Source organism: Micromonospora sp. B006 (assembly GCF_003408515.1).
GTDB lineage: Bacteria > Actinomycetota > Actinomycetes > Mycobacteriales > Micromonosporaceae > Micromonospora > Micromonospora echinospora_A.
This window is the reverse complement of sequence record NZ_CP030865.1, coordinates 2,899,392-2,919,829: the sequence shown is the minus strand read 5'-3', so window position 1 is coordinate 2,919,829 and position 20,438 is coordinate 2,899,392. Positions and strand designations below refer to the sequence as shown.

At 70.7% G+C, this 20,438-nt stretch carries 14 protein-coding genes; 13 read left to right on the top strand and 1 reads right to left on the bottom strand.

The features are described from left to right. The first annotated feature begins 128 nt into the window (after positions 1-128). The 4 genes from MicB006_RS13845 to mmsB all read left to right on the top strand — a co-directional run bounded on the left by MicB006_RS13845 (position 129) and on the right by mmsB (position 5,680). A complete protein-coding gene (locus MicB006_RS13845) occupies positions 129-1,481 on the top strand; it encodes an endo-1,4-beta-xylanase (protein ID WP_116506560.1) in 1,353 nt (450 codons plus the stop codon). 193 nt (positions 1,482-1,674) lie between these two features. Continuing rightward, complete coding sequence (chvE, locus tag MicB006_RS13840) at positions 1,675-2,814, top strand: multiple monosaccharide ABC transporter substrate-binding protein (RefSeq protein WP_116506559.1); 1,140 nt, start codon at positions 1,675-1,677, stop codon at positions 2,812-2,814. 83 nt (positions 2,815-2,897) lie between these two features. Further along, positions 2,898-4,436 (top strand): multiple monosaccharide ABC transporter ATP-binding protein, encoded by a 1,539-nt coding sequence (mmsA, locus tag MicB006_RS13835; RefSeq protein ID WP_073828095.1) that lies wholly within the window; start codon positions 2,898-2,900, stop codon positions 4,434-4,436. After that, complete coding sequence (gene mmsB, locus MicB006_RS13830; RefSeq protein ID WP_043323303.1) at positions 4,433-5,680, top strand: multiple monosaccharide ABC transporter permease; 1,248 nt, start codon at positions 4,433-4,435, stop codon at positions 5,678-5,680. The genes mmsA and mmsB overlap by 4 nt, the downstream gene beginning before the upstream one ends. Positions 5,681-5,739: 59 nt before the next feature. Here mmsB and MicB006_RS13825 read toward each other — a convergent pair whose 3' ends face one another. Then, positions 5,740-7,395, bottom strand: coding sequence for a glycoside hydrolase family 27 protein (locus tag MicB006_RS13825; protein ID WP_116506557.1), 1,656 nt, complete (start codon positions 7,393-7,395; stop codon positions 5,740-5,742). Between the two features lie 640 nt (positions 7,396-8,035). On the opposite strand from MicB006_RS13825, the gene araB reads away from it, so the two are divergent. The 9 genes from araB to MicB006_RS13780 all read left to right on the top strand — a co-directional run bounded on the left by araB (position 8,036) and on the right by MicB006_RS13780 (position 20,341). Beyond that, entirely contained in the window at positions 8,036-9,718 is a 1,683-nt protein-coding gene (araB, locus tag MicB006_RS13820; protein ID WP_116506555.1) for a ribulokinase, read from the top strand. Next, positions 9,715-10,398 (top strand): L-ribulose-5-phosphate 4-epimerase, encoded by a 684-nt coding sequence (locus MicB006_RS13815; RefSeq protein WP_116506553.1) that lies wholly within the window; start codon positions 9,715-9,717, stop codon positions 10,396-10,398. Before araB ends, MicB006_RS13815 begins: the two co-directional genes overlap by 4 nt. A 96-nt stretch (positions 10,399-10,494) precedes the next feature. Beyond that, positions 10,495-11,490: an ABC transporter substrate-binding protein gene (locus MicB006_RS13810; RefSeq protein WP_073828105.1), complete on the top strand. Its 996-nt coding sequence runs from the start codon at positions 10,495-10,497 to the stop codon at positions 11,488-11,490. 72 nt (positions 11,491-11,562) lie between these two features. After that, positions 11,563-13,104 (top strand): sugar ABC transporter ATP-binding protein, encoded by a 1,542-nt coding sequence (locus MicB006_RS13805; protein WP_073828107.1) that lies wholly within the window; start codon positions 11,563-11,565, stop codon positions 13,102-13,104. Continuing rightward, positions 13,101-14,168: an ABC transporter permease gene (locus MicB006_RS13800; protein ID WP_116506551.1), complete on the top strand. Its 1,068-nt coding sequence runs from the start codon at positions 13,101-13,103 to the stop codon at positions 14,166-14,168. The genes MicB006_RS13805 and MicB006_RS13800 overlap by 4 nt, the downstream gene beginning before the upstream one ends. Continuing rightward, entirely contained in the window at positions 14,165-15,157 is a 993-nt protein-coding gene (gene yjfF, locus MicB006_RS13795; RefSeq protein ID WP_116506549.1) for a galactofuranose ABC transporter, permease protein YjfF, read from the top strand. Before MicB006_RS13800 ends, yjfF begins: the two co-directional genes overlap by 4 nt. Positions 15,158-15,183: 26 nt before the next feature. Next, positions 15,184-16,686, top strand: coding sequence for an L-arabinose isomerase (araA, locus tag MicB006_RS13790; RefSeq protein ID WP_073828114.1), 1,503 nt, complete (start codon positions 15,184-15,186; stop codon positions 16,684-16,686). A 269-nt stretch (positions 16,687-16,955) separates the two neighbouring features. Continuing rightward, entirely contained in the window at positions 16,956-19,031 is a 2,076-nt protein-coding gene (locus MicB006_RS13785) for an RICIN domain-containing protein (RefSeq protein WP_116511416.1), read from the top strand. Positions 19,032-19,351: 320 nt separating this feature from the next. Further along, positions 19,352-20,341: a LacI family DNA-binding transcriptional regulator gene (locus MicB006_RS13780; RefSeq protein WP_192900237.1), complete on the top strand. Its 990-nt coding sequence runs from the start codon at positions 19,352-19,354 to the stop codon at positions 20,339-20,341. Positions 20,342-20,438: the final 97 nt, after the last annotated feature.

Here is a 20,438-nt window from a genome sequence, read left to right as displayed (position 1 = left end):
ATGGCAGGGCATGAGCGCCGCAAGGCTCACCGGGCGAGCCGCGCTGGTCGTACCTCGACACCGTCACCGGACGCGGAGTCGGGGACTCGCACCACCACCATCGCGTAACCCCCGGAAGAGGAATCCGCATGAGACGAAAGAGAGCCTTGCTGACCACCGGCATCCTGGCCGGCGTGCTAGCCGCCGGCATGGCGGTGGCCCTGGCGCCGGCCGCGAGCGCCGGCACCACGCTGCGCGCGGCGGCGGCCGAGAAGGGCCGTTACTTCGGCGCCGCGGTCGCCACCAACAAGCTGTCCGACAACACGTACGCCACGGTGCTGAACCGCGAGTTCAACTCCGTGGTGGCCGAGAACGAGATGAAGTGGGACGCCACCGAGCCGCAGCAGGGGCGGTTCAGCTACAGCGGCGGCGACCGGCTGGTCAGCCACGCCCGCGCGAACGGGATGTCGGTGCGCGGGCACGCGCTGCTCTGGCACCAGCAGCAGCCGTCGTGGGCGCAGGGTCTGTCCGGCAGCGCGCTGCGCAACGCCGCGATCAATCACGTCACCCAGGTCGCCACCCACTTCCGGGGGCAGATCTACGCCTGGGACGTGGTGAACGAGGCGTTCGCCGACGGCGGCAGCGGCGGGCGCCGCGACTCGAACCTGCAGCGCACCGGCAACGACTGGATCGAGGCCGCGTTCCGTGCGGCCCGCGCCGCGGACCCGGGCGCGAAGCTCTGCTACAACGACTACAACACCGACGGCATCAACGCGAAGTCGACGGGCATCTACAACATGGTGCGCGACTTCAAGTCGCGTGGCGTGCCGATCGACTGCGTCGGCTTCCAGTCGCACCTGGGCACCACGATCCCCGGTGACTACCAGGCCAACCTCCAGCGCTTCGCGGACCTGGGCGTGGAGGTGCAGATCACCGAGCTGGACGTGATGACCGGCGGCAACCAGGCGAACATCTACGCCGCCGTCACCCGGGCCTGCCTGGCGGTGTCGCGCTGCACCGGCATCACGGTGTGGGGCGTGCGGGACTGCGACTCGTGGCGCGGCTCGGACAACGCGCTGCTGTTCGACTGCTCGGGCAACAAGAAGGCGGCGTACAACGCCGTGCTCGACGCGCTCAACGCGGGCGGGAACAACCCGCCGCCGACCACGACCCCGCCGCCGAACAACCCGACGACGCCACCGCCGGGTCAGGGCGGGTGTACGGCCTCGGTGACGCTGAACTCCTGGACCGGTGGCTTCGTCGCCAACGTGAAGGTGACAGCCGGCTCGTCGGGCACCCGGGGATGGACCGTCACCATGACGTTGCCGGGCGGCGCGAGCATCACCAACACCTGGAGCGCCACCGCGAGCGGGAACAGCGGCACGGTGCGGTTCGCGAACGTCGACTACAACGGCCAGCTCGGCGCCGGCCAGAGCACCGAGTTCGGGTTCCAGGGCAACGGAAGCGGATCGGGCATGACGCCCACCTGTTCCGCCTCCTGAGCCGGGTCCGCGGGGGCGGCGCGACGTGCCGTCCCCGCGTGTCCCGGACGCGTCCTACCTGGACCGCCGTCTCTGTTACAAGAAAGAGACGTGCACATTTCGCGCGATTGGTTGACGGGGCAACTTGTGAGCGTTAACACTCGCCGTGACGGTTACCTGTGTCACAGGGGCCCACGGAGGGGAGAGGACGCTCGTGCGCAGACGATTCCTTGCCGCAGTCAGCGGCGCCGCGCTCGCGATCAGCCTGGCCGCGTGCAGCGGCGAGGGCGCCGGAGGCGGCTCGGACACCAGCTCCGCCAAGCCCGGCGACCTGACGATCGGCGTCTCGATGCCGACCCAGACCTCGGAACGGTGGATCGCCGACGGCAACTCGGTGAAGGAGAAGTTGCAGGCGAAGGGCTACAAGGTCGACCTGCAGTACGCCGGGGACGACATCCCCACCCAGTCGCAGCAGATCGACCAGATGATCACCCAGGGCGCGGACGTGCTGGTCATCGCCCCGATCGACGGCACCGCGCTCAGCGGCCAGCTCCAGGCCGCCGCGGCCGCGAAGATCCCGGTCATCTCCTACGACCGGCTCATCCGCAACAGCCCGAACGTCAGCTTCTACGTCAGCTTCGACAACTACAAGGTGGGCGTGGCGCAGGCCAACGCGCTGCTGGTCGGCCTCGGCCTGCTGAACAAGGACGGGTCCAAGGGGACCGCGACCGGCCCGTTCAACGTGGAGTTGTTCGCCGGCTCGCTCGACGACAACAACGCCGGCTTCTTCTTCAACGGCGCGATGGACACGCTCAAGCCGTACCTCGACGCGGGGACGCTGAAGGTCAAGTCGGGGCAGACCAAGATCGAGCAGGCCGCCATCCTGCGCTGGCAGCAGGAGACCGCGCAGAAGCGGATGGAGGACCTGCTCACCTCCAGCTACAACGACGGCAGCAAGGTCGACGGCGTGCTGTCGCCCTTCGACGGCCTGTCCCGGGGCATCATCACCGCCCTGCAGAACGCCGGCTACCGCGGCGGCGCCAAGAAGATGCCGGTGGTGACCGGTCAGGACGCCGAGGTCGCGTCGGTCAAGCTCATCAACGACGGCGTGCAGGGCTCGACCGTGTTCAAGGACACCCGGCTGCTGGCCGAGCAGGCGGTGATCGCCGCCGAGGCGTTCCTGCGCAAGGAGGAGCCGAAGGCCAACGAGACCAAGGCGTACAACAACGGCGTCAAGGTCGTGCCCGCGTTCCTGCTGCCGGTCCAGACCGTCTACAAGGAGGACATCAAGTCCGTCCTGATCGACTCCGGTTACCTGACCGAGCAGGAGGTCGCCGCCGGCCGAGCCGGCTGATCCGACCGCTGGGCCCGGTGGCGCGCCGTGCCACCGGGCCCGCCCCGCTCCGGACACCACGACCACGAGCAGGACGGATACCCATGAGCGACCACATCCTCGAGATGCGTGGCATCACGAAGACCTTCCCCGGGGTCACCGCGCTGCAGGACGTCTCGCTCGCCGTACGGCGCGGCGAGATCCACGCGATCTGCGGCGAGAACGGCGCCGGCAAGTCCACGCTGATGAAGGTGCTGTCCGGGGTCTACCCGGCCGGCAGCTACGACGGCCAGATCGTCTTCGACGGCGAGCCGGTCGGCTTCCGGGGCATCCAGGACAGCGAAGCGCGCGGCATCGTCATCATCCACCAGGAGCTCGCGCTGGTGCCGTACCTGTCGATCGCCGAGAACATCTTCCTCGGCAACGAGCGCCGGGGCCGCGGCGGGCTCATCGACTGGCACCGCACCAACGCGGAGGCCGCGGCGCTGCTGCGGTCGGTCGGGCTGCACGAGAATCCGGTCACCCCGGTCATCCAGCTGGGCGTCGGCAAGCAGCAACTGGTGGAGATCGCCAAGGCGCTGTCCAAGAAGGTGCGGCTGCTGATCCTCGACGAGCCGACCGCCGCGCTCAACGATGTCGACTCGGCGCACCTGCTGGACCTGATGCGCAGCCTCCGCGACCAGGGCATCACCTGCATCATGATCTCGCACAAGCTCGGTGAGATCACGGCGATCGCCGACTCGACCACAGTGATCCGCGACGGCCGTACCGTCGAGACGCTGGACATGGCCGACGGCGGCGCGACCCAGGACCGGATCATCCGCGGCATGGTCGGACGCGACCTGGCCACCTTCTACCCGACCCGCGACGTGACCCCCGGCGAGGAGGTGCTGCGGATCGAGGACTGGACCGTGCGGCACCCGACCCAGGACCGTCTGGTCGTCGACCGGGCCTCGCTGCACGTGCGCGCCGGTGAGGTCGTCGGCATCGCCGGCCTGATGGGCGCCGGGCGCACCGAGCTGGCGATGAGCGTGTTCGGCCGCGCCTACGGCCGGGACATCAGCGGCCGGCTCTTCCTCAAGGGCCGCGAGGTGCGTGCGCGCACGGTGGCCGAGGCCATCGCCAACGGCATCGCGTACGCGACCGAGGACCGCAAGCACTACGGCCTCAACCTCATCGACGACGTCCGGGGCAACATCTCGGCCGCCGCGCTCGACAAGCTCGCCCGCAACGGCTGGATCGACGGCAACCGCGAGATCCAGGTCGCCGAGCGGGGCCGGCGCGACATGAACATCAAGGCGCCGACCGTCATGTCGGTGGTGGGCAAGCTCTCCGGCGGCAACCAGCAGAAGGTCGTGCTGGCGAAGTGGCTCTTCACCGACCCGGACGTGCTGATCCTCGACGAGCCGACCCGGGGCATCGACGTCGGCGCGAAGTTCGAGATCTACACGATCGTCAACCGGCTGGTGGCCGAGGGCAAGGCGGTCGTGCTCATCTCCTCCGAGCTGCCCGAGCTGCTCGGCATGTGCGACCGCGTCTACACCCTGGCGGCCGGCCGGATCACCGGGGAGATGCCGGTGAGCGAGGCCACCCAGGAGAACCTGATGGAACTCATGACCAAGGACAGGGATCTCGTCCGATGACCAGCACGAAGCCCACGCCCCAGAAGGTCGCCGCGCCCGACACCGGCGCGGCCGCCAGCCTGCACACCGGCACCAGCGACCCGCGCACGCTGATCCTCGGCAACCTGCGGCAGAGCGGCATCTACATCGCCCTGGTGGTGATCGTCGCGCTGTTCGCGGTCCTCACCGACGGCGTCTCGCTGAGCCCCGGCAACCTCACCAACATCGTGCTCCAGTACTCCTACATCCTGGTGCTCGCGATCGGCATGGTCATCGTGATCATCGGTGGCCACATCGACCTGTCCGTGGGATCGGTGGTGGCGCTCACCGGAGCGGTCTCCGCGGTGCTCGTCATCCGGGAAGGCATGCCCTGGTGGGCCGGTGTGCTGGCCGCGCTCGCGGTGGGCGTCGCGGTCGGCGCGTGGCACGGGCTCTGGGTCGCGTACGCCGGGATCCCGGCCTTCATCGTCACCCTGGCCGGCATGCTCCTGTTCCGCGGCCTCACCCTGCGGGTGCTGGACAACATCTCGCTGTCACCGTTCCCCGAGGAGTACCAGCGGGTCGCCGCCGGCTTCCTCAACGGTCTGCTGGGCGGCGAGGGCTACGACGCCTTCACGCTGTTCATCGGCGCGTTCGCCGTCGTCGGGTACGCGGTGGCCGTGTTCCGGACCCGGGTCGCCCGGGTGCGCCACGAGCAGCCGGTGGAGTCGTTCCCGCTGTTCGTCCTGCGGATCGTGGTGGTCGGCGCCGTGGTCATGTGGTTCGCCTGGCAGCTCGCCAACGCCCGCGGCCTGCCGATCGTGCTCATCGTGCTGGCCGTGCTGGTGCTGATCTACGGCCTGCTCACCCGCCGTACCGTGTTCGGCCGGCAGGTGTACGCGATCGGCGGCAACCTGCCCGCGGCGATGCTGTCCGGCGTCCGGGTGAAGCGGGTCAACTTCTGGATCTTCGTCAACATGGGCTTCCTGTCCGCCGTGGCCGGCGTGATCTACTCGTCCCGGTCCAACGGCGCCCAGCCGGCCGCCGGCAACATGTTCGAGCTGGACGCGATCGCGGCGGCGTTCATCGGCGGCGCGGCGGTCACCGGCGGGGTCGGCACCGTGGTCGGCGCCATGGTGGGTGGCCTGATCATGGCGGTGATGAGCAACGGCATGCAGCTCATGGGCGTCGACCAGTCCGTCCAGTCGGTGGTGAAGGGCCTCGTCCTGCTCGTGGCGGTGGCGTTCGACATCTGGAACAAGCGCCGGGCCGCCGGCGCCCGGTGACGGCCGGCCGGACGCTCGCCCCTTCGTCCGGCCGACCGCCGTTCACCGGCCGCAGCCGCTCACGCGCGGCTCCACCGCTGGTTGGTGTTGCCGTGGCAGGTCCAGACGATCACCCGGGTGCCGTTGGCGGTGCCCGCGTTGTCGACGTCCAGGCACAGCGACGGGAAGCGCACGTTGCTCACCGTGCCGTTGCCGTTGATCGTCCACTGCTGGTTGGTGCCGCCGTTGCAGTCCCAGATCTGCACCCGGGTGCCGGCGGTCGCGCTCGTCGGCACGTCCAGGCACTTGCCGAGCACCTGCAACGCCTGCCCGTTGGCCGTGAACTGCTGATTGGCGTTGCTGTGACAGTCCCAGATCAGCGTGCCGGTGCCGTTGGCGGTGCCGGCGTTGTCCACGTCCAGGCACCGGCCGGACGACTCGCTGCGCAGCCGGAACGTGGTCGGGACCGGTGGCGGGGTGGTGGTGCCGCCGCCGCTGACCCGGTAGACCACGGTGCCGTGCGCGGGCACGCTGGCGGAGATCGTGCCGGTGCTGGTGGAGGTGCCGTCGGTCCACGCGTCGCGCAGCGTGAACGAGCTGCCGCTCTTGCCGATCGCCGCCGCCGTGGTGGAGACGGTGGTGGTCGAGCTGCCCTGGTTGAACAGGGCGACCGCCACGTCGCCGTTCGCCAGCGGCTTGGCCAGCACCCGCCGGGTGCCGTCGAAGGAGACCTGGACCGCCTGGCGGCCGAGCGTGTCCTGGTTGATCGCGACCAGGTTCGCGTTGCGTAGGATCGCCAGGGTGGCCGCGTTCGTCGAGCGGACGTCGTTGCCCATCATCAGCGGCGCCGCCAGCATCGTCCAGAGCGCGAAGTGGCTGCGCATCTCCGTGTCGTTCATGCCGCCGTTGCCGACCTCCAGCATGTCCGGGTCGTTGAACCCGCCGGGGGCGGCGTACCCGGCCAGCGGCACCGTGACGTCGACGATGTTCTGGATGCCCATCGGGTAGCCGTTGGTCTGGCCGGTGTTCCACGCGTTGGTGATGTCCTCGGTGGTCCGCCAGAGGTTCGCCACGTCGCTCCAGTTGCGCTGCGGCCCGGTCTTGGCGTGGTAGCTGTTGGGGTTGATGCTGTAGACGATCGGCCGGCCGGTGGAGGCCAGCGCGTCGCGCATGATGCCGAACCGCGCCACCTGGTCGTTGATGGTGCCGGTGCCCGAGCACCAGTCGTACTTGAGGTAGTCCACGCCCCACGCGGCGAACTGCCGCGCGTCCTGGTACTCGTGGTTGAGGCTGCCGGTGGCGCCGGGGAACGCGCCGCCGACCTGGGCGCAGGTCTTGTCCAGCGGCACCTGGTAGATGCCGAACAGCAGGCCCCGGGCGTGCAGGTAGTCACCGAGCGCCTTCATCCCGCTGGGGAACCGTTGCGGGTGCGCCTGGAGGTTGCCCTGCGCGTCCCGGTTCGGGTTGAACCAGCAGTCGTCCACGACGACGTACTTGTACCCGAGGTCGCGCAGTCCGTTGGCGACGATCGCGTCGGCGGTCTGCTGGATGAGGGTCTCGTTGATGTTGCAGCCGAACGTGTTCCAGGTGTTCCACCCCATCGGCGGCGTACGGGCGACGCCGTTGTCCAGTGCCCGGGCCGGGCGTGGGGCGACTGCCCCGTCGGTGACGGTGGCTGCGAGCGCCACCGCCGCGACACCCAGGACGGCGAGCGTCCGTCGGGTCCATCTGCGCACTGGTCCTCCTCGGTGGCCGGGCGCGGTCGGTGCCGGTGCCCGGAAGGAGCAGCCCGCCGGTCGCACGGCGTCGCCCGTGGTCCACGGGGACGGACGCGGCACGGCACTTCCAGAGGGCCGGACGGTGCCGGCGGGCGCTCGTGGGTGGTGGGGGTCCGGCGGTCGACGGGGTCGCCGTCCGTCGCCGCCCGGCTGCGGCGCCGGGGTTTCCCGGACGGCGGCGCCACAGCGCTTGGGATGGCAAAAATGTTATCGCTGACATCAAGAGCTGTAAATAGGAGTGCGAGTCCCGGGTCGCCCGCGACGGCCGGCTGCCGGCGGTGTCGTGGCGAGAGAAAAGGCCGCTGAAAGGCCCTTTGAGCGGCCCTGTGGCGGGGCCTGGACGCTTGGGACCGGGGTGTCGGAGCCGCCGAGAGAATTTCCGGAAGTTCCATTGATTGTTGTCGTTAACATAGGGTTGGCCCGGGGTTCGCCGGTGCTCCCGGGGTGGATCTCCCCGGCCGGCGGTCGGGCCGGTCCACGGGGCCCGCGGGCGTCGGTCCCGGACGGCGCTCCTCGTTACGTAGCTGTTGCCCGGACGTGTCTTGACGGATGTGTATGTGAGCGCTAACACTAACTCCGTGACACGGCGGAGGTGCAAATGAGCGAAGTGGACGCGTCCGACCGGTACGTGATCGGGGTCGACTTCGGCACGTTGTCCGGCAGGGCGCTGGTGGTCCGGGTCCGCGACGGCGCCGAACTCGGCACAGCGGTGCACGAGTACCGGCACGGGGTCATCGAGACCGCGCTGCCCGACGACGGCCCGGCGTTGCCGCCGGACTGGGCGCTGCAGGATCCCGACGACTACCGCGACGTGCTGCGCCACGCCGTACCGGCCGCGCTCTCCGCGGCCGGTGTGGACCCGGCGCGGGTGGTCGGGATCGGCATCGACTTCACCGCCTGCACCGTCCTGCCGACGCTCGCCGACGGCACGCCGCTGTGCGAGATCCCGGAGCTGCGCCACCGGCCGCACGCCTGGGTCAAGCTCTGGAAGCACCACGCCGCGCAGCCGCACGCCGACCGGATCAACGCGCTGGCGCACGAACGCGGCGAGCCGTGGATCGGCCGCTACGGCGGCAAGATCTCGGCGGAGTGGCAGTTCGCCAAGGGGCTGCAGATCCTGGACGAGGACCCGGAGGTCTACCGGCGCGCCGAGCGCTTCATCGAGGCGGCCGACTGGATCGTCTGGCAGCTGTGCGGGGTCGAGACGCGCAACGTCTGCACCGCCGGCTACAAGGGCATCCGGCAGGACGGCCGGTACCCGTCGTCGGACTACCTGGCCGCGCTCGACCCGGGTTTCACCGACTTCGTGACCAAGCTGGACGGTCCGCTGCTGCCGCTGGGCGCGCGGGCCGGCGCGCTCGACGCCCGCGCCGCCGCCTGGACCGGCCTGCCCGAGGGCATCGCGGTAGCTGTCGGCAACGTCGACGCGCACGTCACCGCCGCCGCCGCCCAGGCGCTGCGGCCCGGCCGGCTGGTGGCCATCATGGGCACCTCCACCTGCCACGTGCTCAACGGCACCCACCCGGCCGAGGTGCCGGGCATGTGCGGCGTGGTCGACGGCGGCATCAGCCCCGGCGCCTGGGGCTTCGAGGCCGGGCAGAGCGGCGTGGGGGACATCTTCGGCTGGTTCGTGCGCCACGGCGCCCCGGCCGGATTCGACTCGCACGAACGGCTCACCGAGGCCGCCGCGGCCCAGCCGGTCGGCGCGCACGGCCTGGTGGCGCTGGACTGGTGGAACGGCAACCGGTCCCTGCTGGTCAACCACGACCTGAGCGGGCTGATCGTCGGGCTGACGCTGGCCACCCGGCCGCCGGACGTCTACCGGGCCCTGCTGGAGGCCACCGCGTACGGCACCCGGATGATCGTCGAGGCGTTCGCGCAGGCCGGCGTGCCGGTCGACGACCTGGTCGTGGCCGGCGGGCTCACCTCCAACCGGCTGCTGATGCAGATCTACGCCGACGTCACGAACCGGCCGCTGAGCATCATCGGCTCCGCCCAGGGACCGGCGCTCGGCTCGGCCATCCACGCGGCGGTCGCGGCCGGCGAGTACCCGACGATCCACGAGGCGTCCGCCGCCATGGGCCGGATCGAGGAGGCCGTCTACCGGCCCGTACCGGAGAACGTCCGGGCCTACGACGCCCTCTACGCCGAGTACCGCGCGCTGCACGACCACTTCGGCCGCGGCGCGAACGACGTCATGCTGCGCCTGCGGGCGATCCGCAACGCGGCGGCCGACGCCGCCCCGGCGCGTACCCCCGCGAGCCTGGAGGTGGTGGGATGAGCGCCGGCGTCGTCGGCCAGGTCGCCGCGTTGCGCGAGACGGTGGCCCGCCTGCACCGCGAGCTGACCCGCTACGGACTGGTGGCCTGGACCGCCGGCAACGTCTCGGCCCGCGTACCCGGTCAGGACCTGATGGTCATCAAGCCCAGCGGGGTCGACTACGACGACCTGACCGCCGAGTCCATGGTGGTCTGCGACCTGGGCGGCGCTGTCGTCGACGGCGGCGGCTCGCCGTCCAGCGACACCGCCGCGCACGCCTACGTCTACCGCGCGATGCCCGAGGTCGGCGGCGTGGTGCACACCCACAGCGGCTACGCCACCGCCTGGGCGGCCCGGGGCGAGGCGATCCCGTGCTGGCTGACCGCGCAGGCCGACGAGTTCGGCGGGGAGATCCCGGTCGGGCCGTTCGCGCTGATCGGCGGCGACGACATCGGCAAGGGGATCGTCAGCACGCTGTCCGGGCACCGCTCGCCCGCGGTGCTCATGCGCAACCACGGCGTCTTCACCATCGGCCGGGACGCCCGGGCGGCGGTCAAGGCCGCCGTGATGTGCGAGGACGTCGCCCGTACCGCGCACCTGGCCCGAGCGCTCGGGCAGCCGCTGCCGATCGCGCCGGCCGACATCGACTCGCTCTACGACCGTTACCAGAACGTCTACGGCCAACGCCCGCCGGCGCCCTGACCCCGGACCGGGCGCCGCGCATCCACCCCACCACCACACCCGGCCGCACCGGCTCCCCGCCGCGCGTCCGGAACATCCAACCCCGGAGGAGAACCGATGAGAACCAGGAGCACGGCCCGCAGGGTCATCGCCGCGTTCGCCGGCGTGCTGCTCGCCGGCAGCATGGCGGCCTGCGGCAACAGCGACACCGGCGGCGATTCCGGTGACGGCAACGACAAGATCGTCCTGGGGTTCTCCCAGGTGGGCGCCGAGAGCGGCTGGCGCACCGCGAACACCACCTCGATCAAGGAAGCCGCCGCCGAGGCCGGCATCGAGCTGAAGTTCGACGACGCGCAACAGAAGCAGGAAAACCAGATCAAGGCGATCCGCAACTTCATCCAGCAGAAGGTCGACGTGATCGCCTTCTCGCCGGTGGTGGAGTCGGGCTGGGACACCGTGCTCAAGGAGGCCAAGGACGCGAAGATCCCGGTCATCCTGACCGACCGCGCGGTCGACTCGGCCGACAAGTCGCTCTACAAGACGTTCCTCGGCTCGGACTTCGTCAAGGAGGGCCGCCTCGCCGGCGAGTGGCTGGTGGAGCAGAAGAAGGCGGCGCCCGGCCCGGTCAACATCGTCGAGCTGCAGGGCACGACCGGTTCGGCCCCGGCCAACGACCGGAAGAAGGGCTTCGCCGAGGCGATCGCCGCCAACCCCAACCTGAAGATCGTCGCCTCGCAGTCGGGTGACTTCACCCGCGCCGGCGGCAAGCAGGTGATGGAGCAGTTCCTCAAGGCCAACCCGAAGATCGACGTGCTCTTCGCGCACAACGACGACATGGGCCTGGGCGCGCTCGAGGCGATCAGCGCGGCGGGCAAGACGCCCGGCAAGGACATCACCATCATCACCGTCGACGCGGTGAAGGACGGCATGCAGGCCCTCGCGGACGGCAAGTTCAACTTCATCGCCGAGTGCAGCCCGCTGCTCGGCCCGCAGCTGATGGAGCTGGCCAAGAAGGTCAAGGCCGGCGAGGAGGTCCCCGCCCGGATCGAGACCGAGGAGACCACCTTCACCCAGGAGCAGGCCAAGGAGGCACTGCCCAACCGTAAGTACTGACCCACCCCGGGGGGGTCGCCGTCGCGAGACGGCGGCCCCCGTGCCACCACCGTCTAGAAGAGGTCCGATGGGATGACGGGTAACCGTCCGGTTCTGACCATGACCGGCATCAGCAAGACCTTCCCCGGGGTCCGCGCGCTGCACGACGTCGACTTCCGGCTGTTCCCGGGTGAGGTCCACGCCCTGATGGGTGAGAACGGCGCCGGCAAGTCCACCCTGATCAAGGTGCTGACCGGCGTCTACGGGACCGATGCGGGCGTCATCACCCTCGACGGCGAACAGGTCTCGTTCAGCGGCCCGATGCAGGCCGCCGCGGCGGGCGTCAGCACCGTCTACCAGGAGGTCAACCTCTGCACCAACCTGTCGGTGGCGGAGAACGTGTTCATCGGCCGCGAGCCGCGCCGGCTCGGCGCGGTCCGCTGGGGCGAGATGCGCCGGCGGGCGCGCGACCTGCTGGCCCGGCTCGACCTCGACCTCGACGTCACCGCGCCGCTCGGCACGTACTCGCTCGCGGTGCAGCAGATGGTCGCCATCGCCCGGGCGATCGACGTGCAGGCGCGGGTGCTGATCCTGGACGAGCCGACGTCCAGCCTGGACGCCGGCGAGGTGGCGCAGCTGTTCCGGATCATGCGCCAGCTCCGCGACGAGGGCATCGCGATCCTGTTCGTCACGCACTTCCTCGACCAGGTCTACGGCATCGCCGACCGGATCACCGTGCTGCGCAACGGCACGCTGGTGGGGGAGTACCGCACCGAGGAGCTGCCGCAGTTCAGCCTGGTCGAGAAGATGATCGGGCAGGAGCTGGACGTGCTGGAGCGGCTCGACGAGCAGCAGAAGCGCGCCACTGTCGACGCCGACGACGAGGCCCCGCTCGTGGACGCCGCCGGGCTGGGCCGGCGCGGCGCGGTCGCGCCGTTCAGCCTGCGCATCCACGCCGGTGAGGTGGTCGGCCTGGCCGGCCTGCTCGGCTCCGGCCGCACCGAGGTGGCGCGGCTGATCTTCGGCGCGGACCGGGCCGACCACGGCCAGGTCCGGCTCGACGGCGGCCGGGCGCCGGTGCGCAACCCGATCCAGGCCATCGGTCAGGGTGTCGGATTCTGCTCGGAGAACCGCCGGGCCGAGGGCATCGTCCCGGAGCTGACGGTCCGGGAGAACATGATGCTGGCGTTGCAGGCCGCGCGCGGCTGGCTGCGTCCGATCCCGCGCCGCCGCCAGGACGAGCTGGTCCGCAGGTACGTGGAGGCGCTCAGCATCCGCCCGGCCAACCCTGAGCTGCCGGTGCGCAACCTCTCCGGCGGCAACCAGCAGAAGGTGCTGTTGGCCCGCTGGCTCATCACCGAGCCGCGCCTGCTCATCCTGGACGAGCCGACCCGCGGCATCGACGTCGGCGCGAAGGCCGAGATCCAGAAGCTGGTGGTGCAGCTCTCCGACGGCGGCATGGCGGTGTTGTTCATCTCCGCCGAGCTGGAGGAGGTGCTGCGCCTGAGCCACCGGGTCGCGGTCATGCGCGACCGCGAGATGGTCGCCCAGCTCGACAACGACGACACGCTCGACGCCGACCGCGTCATGCGCACCATCGCCAGCGGAACCCCCCGGGAGGAGGTGACCCGATGACCGCCGTCGCCGACCGCCTCCGCCCGCTTACCGGCCACCGCCTGTTCTGGCCGGCGCTGGTGCTCGTGGTGATGCTCGCCGCGAACACCGTCTACCGTCCCGGCTTCCTCGCCGTCGAGGTCAAGAACGGCCACCTGTACGGCACGCCCATCGACATCCTGCGGCTGAGCGCGCCGCTGATCCTCGTCGCGCTCGGGATGACGCTCGTCATCGCCACCGGCGGCATCGACCTGTCCGTCGGCTCGCTCTGCGCCATCAGCGGCGCGATCGCCTGCCTGCACATCAGCGGGGCGGCCGACCAGAACAGCCCGGCCACGGTGGCGACCGCGCTGGCCCTGGCCTTCGGCGCCGCGCTCGTGCTCGGCGCGTGGAACGGGATACTCGTGGCGGTCATCGGCATCCAGCCGATCATCGCGACGCTGATCCTCATGGTCGCCGGACGGGGCATCGCCCAGCTGGTCACCGAGGGGCAGATCATCACGATCAACTCCGGTCCGTACCGGGCGATCGGGCTCGGGCACTTCCTGACGCTGCCGCTGGCCATCCTGATCGCGCTCGCCGCCGCGCTGCTCGTGGCCGCGTTCACCCGGCGCACCGCGCTCGGCCTGATCGTCGAGTCGGTCGGCGGCAACGCCGAGGCCAGCCGGCTGGCCGGCATCCGGTCGCGCCGCATCGTCTTCCTCGTCTACGTGATCAGCGCCGTATGCGCCGCGCTCGCCGGCTTCATGGTCACCGCGAACGTGTCGAGCGCCGACGGCAACGCCGCCGGCCTCTGGATCGAACTCGACGCGATCCTGGCGGTCGTGATCGGCGGTACGTCGCTCGCCGGTGGCCGGTTCTCCCTCGGCGGCACCGTCCTCGGCGCGCTGATCATCCAGACCCTGACCACCACTGTGTACGCCATGAACATCTCGCCGCAGACGTCGCTGCTGTTCAAGGCGGTCGTCGTCATCGCCGTCTGCCTCGTGCAGGCCCCGGCGTTCCGCGCCCGGCTGCGCCGGCGGCGCGGGACCGAGCCCGGGCCGGCGGCGCCGCAGCGGGAGAAGGAGCAGGTGCCCGCATGAGCAGCACGTCGTTGAGCACCGGCCGCTCCTGGCGGCCCAGCCTGCCGCGGCGGCACGTCCCGGTGCTGGCCACGCTCGCCCTGCTGCTCGTCATGTACGGCATCGGCGTGTCCCAGTACCGCGCGTTCTCCAACATCCAGGTCGTCTTCAACGTCTTCATCGACAACGGCTTCGTGCTCGTCGTCGCGGTCGGCATGACGTTCGTGATCCTCACCGGCGGCATCGACCTGTCCGTCGGCTCGGTGGTCGCGATGACCGCGATGGTGTCGGCGTCGCTGCTGCGCGACGGCCTGCCCGCGGCCCTGGTGCTGGTGATCGCGCTGCTGATCGGCCCGACGCTGGGCTTCCTGATGGGCTGCGCGATCCACTTCTTCGAGATCCAGCCGTTCATCGTCACGCTCGCCGGGATGTTCTTCGCCCGCGGCATGTGCACGTTCATCAGCGACTCCTCGATCTCCATCACCGACGGCTTCTGGACGTCGATGTCGCAGCAGCGCATCGGCGATCCGGCCGGCAACTTCGTGTCGATAAGCGTGCTGATCGCGTTCGCGGTGGTGCTGGTCGCGGCGTACGTGCTGGCGTACACGCGGTTCGGTCGCAACGTGTACGCGGTCGGCGGCAACGCGCAGTCGGCGCTGCTGATGGGCCTGCCGGTGGCGCGGACCCGGATCGCCGTCTACACGATCAGCGGGCTCTGCTCGGCGATCGGCGGCATCCTGCTGTCGTTCTACACGCTCTCCGGCGCGCCGCTGATCGCCGTCGGGATGGAGCTGGACGTGATCGCCGCCGTCGTGATCGGCGGCACCGTGCTCACCGGCGGTTCCGGGTACGTCTTCGGCACCGTGCTCGGCGTGCTGGTGCTCGGCGTGATCCAGACCCTGATCACGTTCGACGGCAGCCTCAACTCCTGGTGGACCAAGATCGTGATCGGCGGGCTGCTCTTCGCGTTCATCCTCCTCCAGCGGCTCATCGGCATCCGGTTCAAGTGACGGTTCCTAGCGCGGAAGGCAACAACATGGCAACTCACCCCCAGCCCGAGGTCTGGTTCCTCACCGGCAGCCAGGGCCTCTACGGCGAGGACACCCTGCGGCAGGTCGCCGAGCAGTCCCGGCAGATCGCCGCGCGCCTGGACGAGTCGCCGGACATCCCCGTACGCGTGGTCTGGAAGCCGGTCCTCACCTCCAGCGCGGACATCCTGGCGGTGTGCCGGGACGCGGCCGTGCAGGGCGCGGTCGGGGTGATCGCCTGGATGCACACGTTCTCCCCGGCCAAGATGTGGATCTCCGGGCTGGACGCGCTGCGGACGCCGCTGCTGCACCTGCACACGCAGGCGAACGTGGCGCTGCCGTGGGACGAGATCGACATGGACTTCATGAACCTCAACCAGGCCGCGCACGGCGACCGGGAGTTCGGGTTCGTCCAGACCCGGCTCGGGGTGGCCCGCAAGACCGTCGCCGGCCACGTCACCGACCCGCGCGTCACCGGCCGGGTCGCGGCCTGGGCCCGGGCCGCCGTCGGCTGGTCGGCGCTGCGGACGCTGCGGCTGGCGCGCTTCGGCGACAACATGCGCGACGTCGCGGTCACCGAGGGGGACAAGGTCGAGGCGGAGCTGCGCTTCGGCGTCTCGGTGAACACCTACGGCGTCAACGACCTCGTCGCGGCCGTCGACCAGGTGGGGGACGCGCAGGTGGACGACCTGGTCAAGGAGTACGACGACACCTTCCGGGTGGCGCCGGAGCTGCGGCCCGGCGGGGACCGGCACGACTCGCTGCGGTACGCGGCGCGTCAGGAGCTGGGCCTGCGCGCGTTCCTGGAAGCCGGCGGGTTCCGGGCGTTCACCACGAACTTCGAGGACCTCGGCGGGCTGCGCCAGCTTCCCGGCATCGCGGTGCAGCGCCTGATGGCCGACGGCTACGGCTTCGGCGGCGAGGGCGACTGGAAGACCTCGGTGCTGGTGCACACGCTCAAGGCGATGGCCGTCGGCGTGCCCGGCGGCACCTCGTTCATGGAGGACTACACCTACGACCTGACGTTCGGCCAGGAGCTGATCCTCGGCGCGCACATGCTGGAGGTGTGCCCGAGCATCGCCGCCGACGTGCCGAGCGCGGAGGTGCACCCGCTGAGCATCGGCGGGCGGGAGGACCCGGTGCGCCTGGTCTTCGACGCCGCGCCCGGCCCGGCCGTGGTGCTGGGCATGGCGGACATGGGGGAGCGGTTCCGGCTGGTCGCCAACACGGTGGACGTGGTGCCGCCGCCGCACCCGCTGCGCCGGCTGCCGGTGGCCCGCGCGGTCTGGCGTCCGCAGCCCGACCTGGCCGGCTCGGCGGAGGCGTGGATCACCGCCGGCGCCCCGCACCACACGGTGCTCTCCCAGGCCGTCGGCGTGGAGGAGCTGCGCGACCTGGCCGCGATGGCCCGGACCGAGCTGGTGGTCATCGACGCCGACACGCGCCCGCACCGCTTCGCCGACGAGCTGCGCTGGAACCAGGCGTACTACCGGCTCGCCCGGGGCTTCTGAGCACTCGCCGCCCGCCACGCCGGCCCGCCCGCCCGCCACGCGGCCCGCGTGGCGGGCGGCTCGTGTTACGCCTTGACGAACGACATGTTATCGCTCACAGTCGATGGATAGGGTCACCGGCACCGCTCGCGGGCCGTTCCGGGCGCGATCTGCGCCGCAGTTGCCAGGGATCCGACTCCCGCCTGGGTGGGCATCGCTGTTAGCGATAACGCCGACGTCGTCGGCGCGTGCCGCCGTGCCCGGGCTCCGGTCGACGAAGGAGGATCGTGGTGACGGCTCGACTGTCCCGTGGACGTGGACGCCTGTCCCGGCTGCTGGCCGGGGTGGTGGCGCTGCTGGTCGGTGGCGTGGTGGTGGGCGCCGTGCCCGCGCCCGTCTCGGCGGCCACTGTGGACACCAGCGCGTACTACGTGTTGGTGAACCGCAACAGCGGCAAGGCGCTGGACCTGTACAACCAGGCCACCAACGACGGTGCGCGGATCACCCAGTGGACGCGCAACGACGGCGCCTGGCAGCAGTGGCAGTTCGTGGACTCCGGCGGTGGCTACTACCGGCTGCGCTCCCGGCACTCCGGCAAGGTGCTGGACGTGACCGGCGCGTCCACCGCCAACGGCGCGGCGGTGGTCCAGTGGACCGACCACGGCGGCACCAACCAGCAGTTCCGGCTGGCCGACTCCGACAGCGGGTACGTCCGGCTGATCAACCGGAACTCGAACAAGGTGATGGAGGTGCAGAACGCCTCCACCGCCGACGGCGGCAACATCGTTCAGTACGACGACTGGAACGGCGCGAACCAGCAGTGGCAGCTGGTGCGCGTCGGCGACAACCCGGGTGACCCGGGCACGCCGAGCGGCAACTTCACCAACCCGGCGGTCTGGCAGGACTTCGCCGACGTCGACATCATCCGGGTCGGCGACGTCTACTACATGTCCGCCTCCACCATGCACTACTCGCCGGGCGCGCCGGTGCTGCGCTCCTGGGACCTGGTGAACTGGGAGTTCGCCGGGCACTCGGTGCCGCGGCTGGAGTTCGGCACCAAGTACGACCTGAGCGGCAGCGAGCAGGCGTACGTGGACGGCATCTGGGCGTCGACGCTCAACTACCGGCCGAGCAACCGCACGTTCTACTGGGCCGGGTGCATCGACTTCGCGCAGACCCACATCTACACCGCCGCCGCTGTCGACGGCGCGTGGAGCCGCCTGAGCACCATCCCCAACTGCTACTACGACGCCGGCATGCTGATCGACGACAACGACACCATGTACGTCGCGTACGGCAACGGCACGATCAGCGTGGCCCAGCTGTCCGCCGACGGGCGCAGCCAGGTGCGGGCCCAGCAGGTCTACCAGACGCCGTCGAGCATCGGCACGCTGGAGGGCGCGCGCTTCTACAAGCGCAACGGCGCGTACTACATCTGGCTGACCCGCCCGGCCAACGGCCAGTACGTGCTGAAGTCCACGAACGGCCCGTTCGGCCCGTACGAGCAGCGGCAGGTGCTGCTGAACCTGCCCGGCCCGATCTCCGGTGGCGGCGTGCCGCACCAGGGCGGGCTGGTGCAGACGCAGACCGGCGCCTGGTACTACATGGCCTTCACCGACGCGTACCCCGGTGGCCGGATGCCGACCCTGGCGCCGATCACCTGGACCTCCGACGGCTGGCCGCAGGTGCAGACCGTCAACGGGGCCTGGGGCGCCAGCTACCCGAACCCGTTGCCGACCCGTCCGGTCAAGCCGCTCACCGGCACCGACACGTTCTCCGGCACCACGCTCGGCGTGCAGTACGAGTGGAACCACAACCCGGACAACAGCAGGTGGTCGGTGAACAACGGCCTGCGGTTGCAGACCGCCACCGTCACGAACGACCTGTACCGGGCCCGCAACACGCTCACCCACCGCATCCAGGGTCCGACCTCGACCGGCACCATCGAGCTGGACTACTCGACCATGCGCGACGGTGACCGGGCCGGCCTGGCGATGCTGCGGGACAGCTCGGCCTGGATCGGCGTACGGCGGGACAACGGCGCGACCCGGGTGGTGATGACCAACGGCCTGACCATGGGCTCGAACTGGAACACCACGAGCACCGGGACGGAGATCGCCAGCGCGGCGGTGTCCGGCGGGCGGATCTGGCTGCGCGCGAACGCCGACATCCGGCCCGGCTCCGGGCGGCAGGCGCGGTTCTCCTACAGCACCGACGGGGTGAACTTCGTGTCGCTGGGCAACGCGCTGACGCTCAACAACGCGTGGCAGTTCTTCATGGGCTACCGGTTCGGCTTCTTCAACTACGCCACCCAATCCCTGGGCGGCGCGGTAACGGTGCGGCAGTTCTCGCTGACGACACCGTGACAACGGTCACTATTCGCGGCCGTTGACACATCTTCAATAGCCCGGGGTGCGGCTCCGGCAATCGCCGGAAATGCCGCACCCCGGGCCCAATTCCACCCGCTCCGAGCTGCCTGTTCGTGCCACTGCGTAACGGAAGGGAATGAGCCGCCTGTCGATTCCGCGATATCGGCGCGCCACGGTGGGAACGGTCGATCGGCGGTGCGGATACCGAGGGGACCGCTGGCGTAGACTGTCGCCACCCGGGACGGTCCGGTCGAGATCGACCGGGTGCGGCCGCCGCGGGCAGTGGCGAAAGTGAGGTGGCCGTGCGCGGTCCTGCGATGACGGACGTGGCTCGCCTCGCCGGGGTTTCGCACCAGACGGTCTCCCGGGTCCTCAACGGGCATCCCAATGTGCGTGAACAGACCCGGCTGCGGGTCCAGGCCGCCATCACCGAGCTCGGCTACCGGCCCAACCGCGCGGCCCGCGCGCTGGTGACCGGCCGATCCCAGGTGATCGGCGTGGTCGCCCAGAACACCACGCTGTACGGCCCGGCCTCGCTGCTGGCCGCGCTGGAGCAGACCGCCGCCGAGGCCGGTTTCGCGGTGAGCATCGGCAGTGTCCGCGACCTCGACCACCGCTCCATCTCGGCGGCGGTGGAGCGGCACCTGGCGCACCGGGTCGCCGGCATAGTGGTGATCGCGCCGGTCGAGTCCGCCGGGGAGGCGCTCGAACGGCTGCCTCAGGACGTGCCGCTGGTGACAGTCGACGGCGATCCCCGGCGACCCATCCCGCTGGTCACTGTCGACCAGGTCGCCGGCGCCAAGGCCGCCACCGAGCACCTCCTCGCCGCCGGGCACCGCACCGTCTGGCACGTGTCCGGCCCGTCGGACTGGTTCGACAGCGCCGGCCGGATAGAGGGGTGGCGCGAGGCGCTGCGGCAGGCGGGCGCCGAGATCCCCCCGCTGGTCCCGGCGGACTGGTCCGCTGCCGCGGGCTACCGGTGCGGGCAGATGCTGGCCCGGATGCCGGAGGTCACCGCGGTCTTCACGGCGAACGACCACCTGGCGCTCGGCGTGCTGCGCGCGCTGCACGAGCACGGCCGTCGCGTGCCGGACGACATCAGCGTCGTCGGGTTCGACGACGTGCCCGAGGCGGCGTACTTCATCCCGCCGCTGACCACGGTGCGGCCCGACTTCACGGCCGTGGCCGCGGCCAGCCTCGACCTGCTGCTCGCCCAGATCGAGTCGGAGTCGGCCGGCCCGCTGCGCCAGACCATCGCCCCGACGCTGGTCCCGCGCCGCAGCGTAGGCCCACCCCCCACCCGCTGACCCCACCCGTCCTCGGCGCCCACCCGCCCTCGCCGATCTTGCACTTCGGGCCCCCAGGGTGTCCGGTTGGCGAACTTCGCGGGGTCCGATAGTGCAA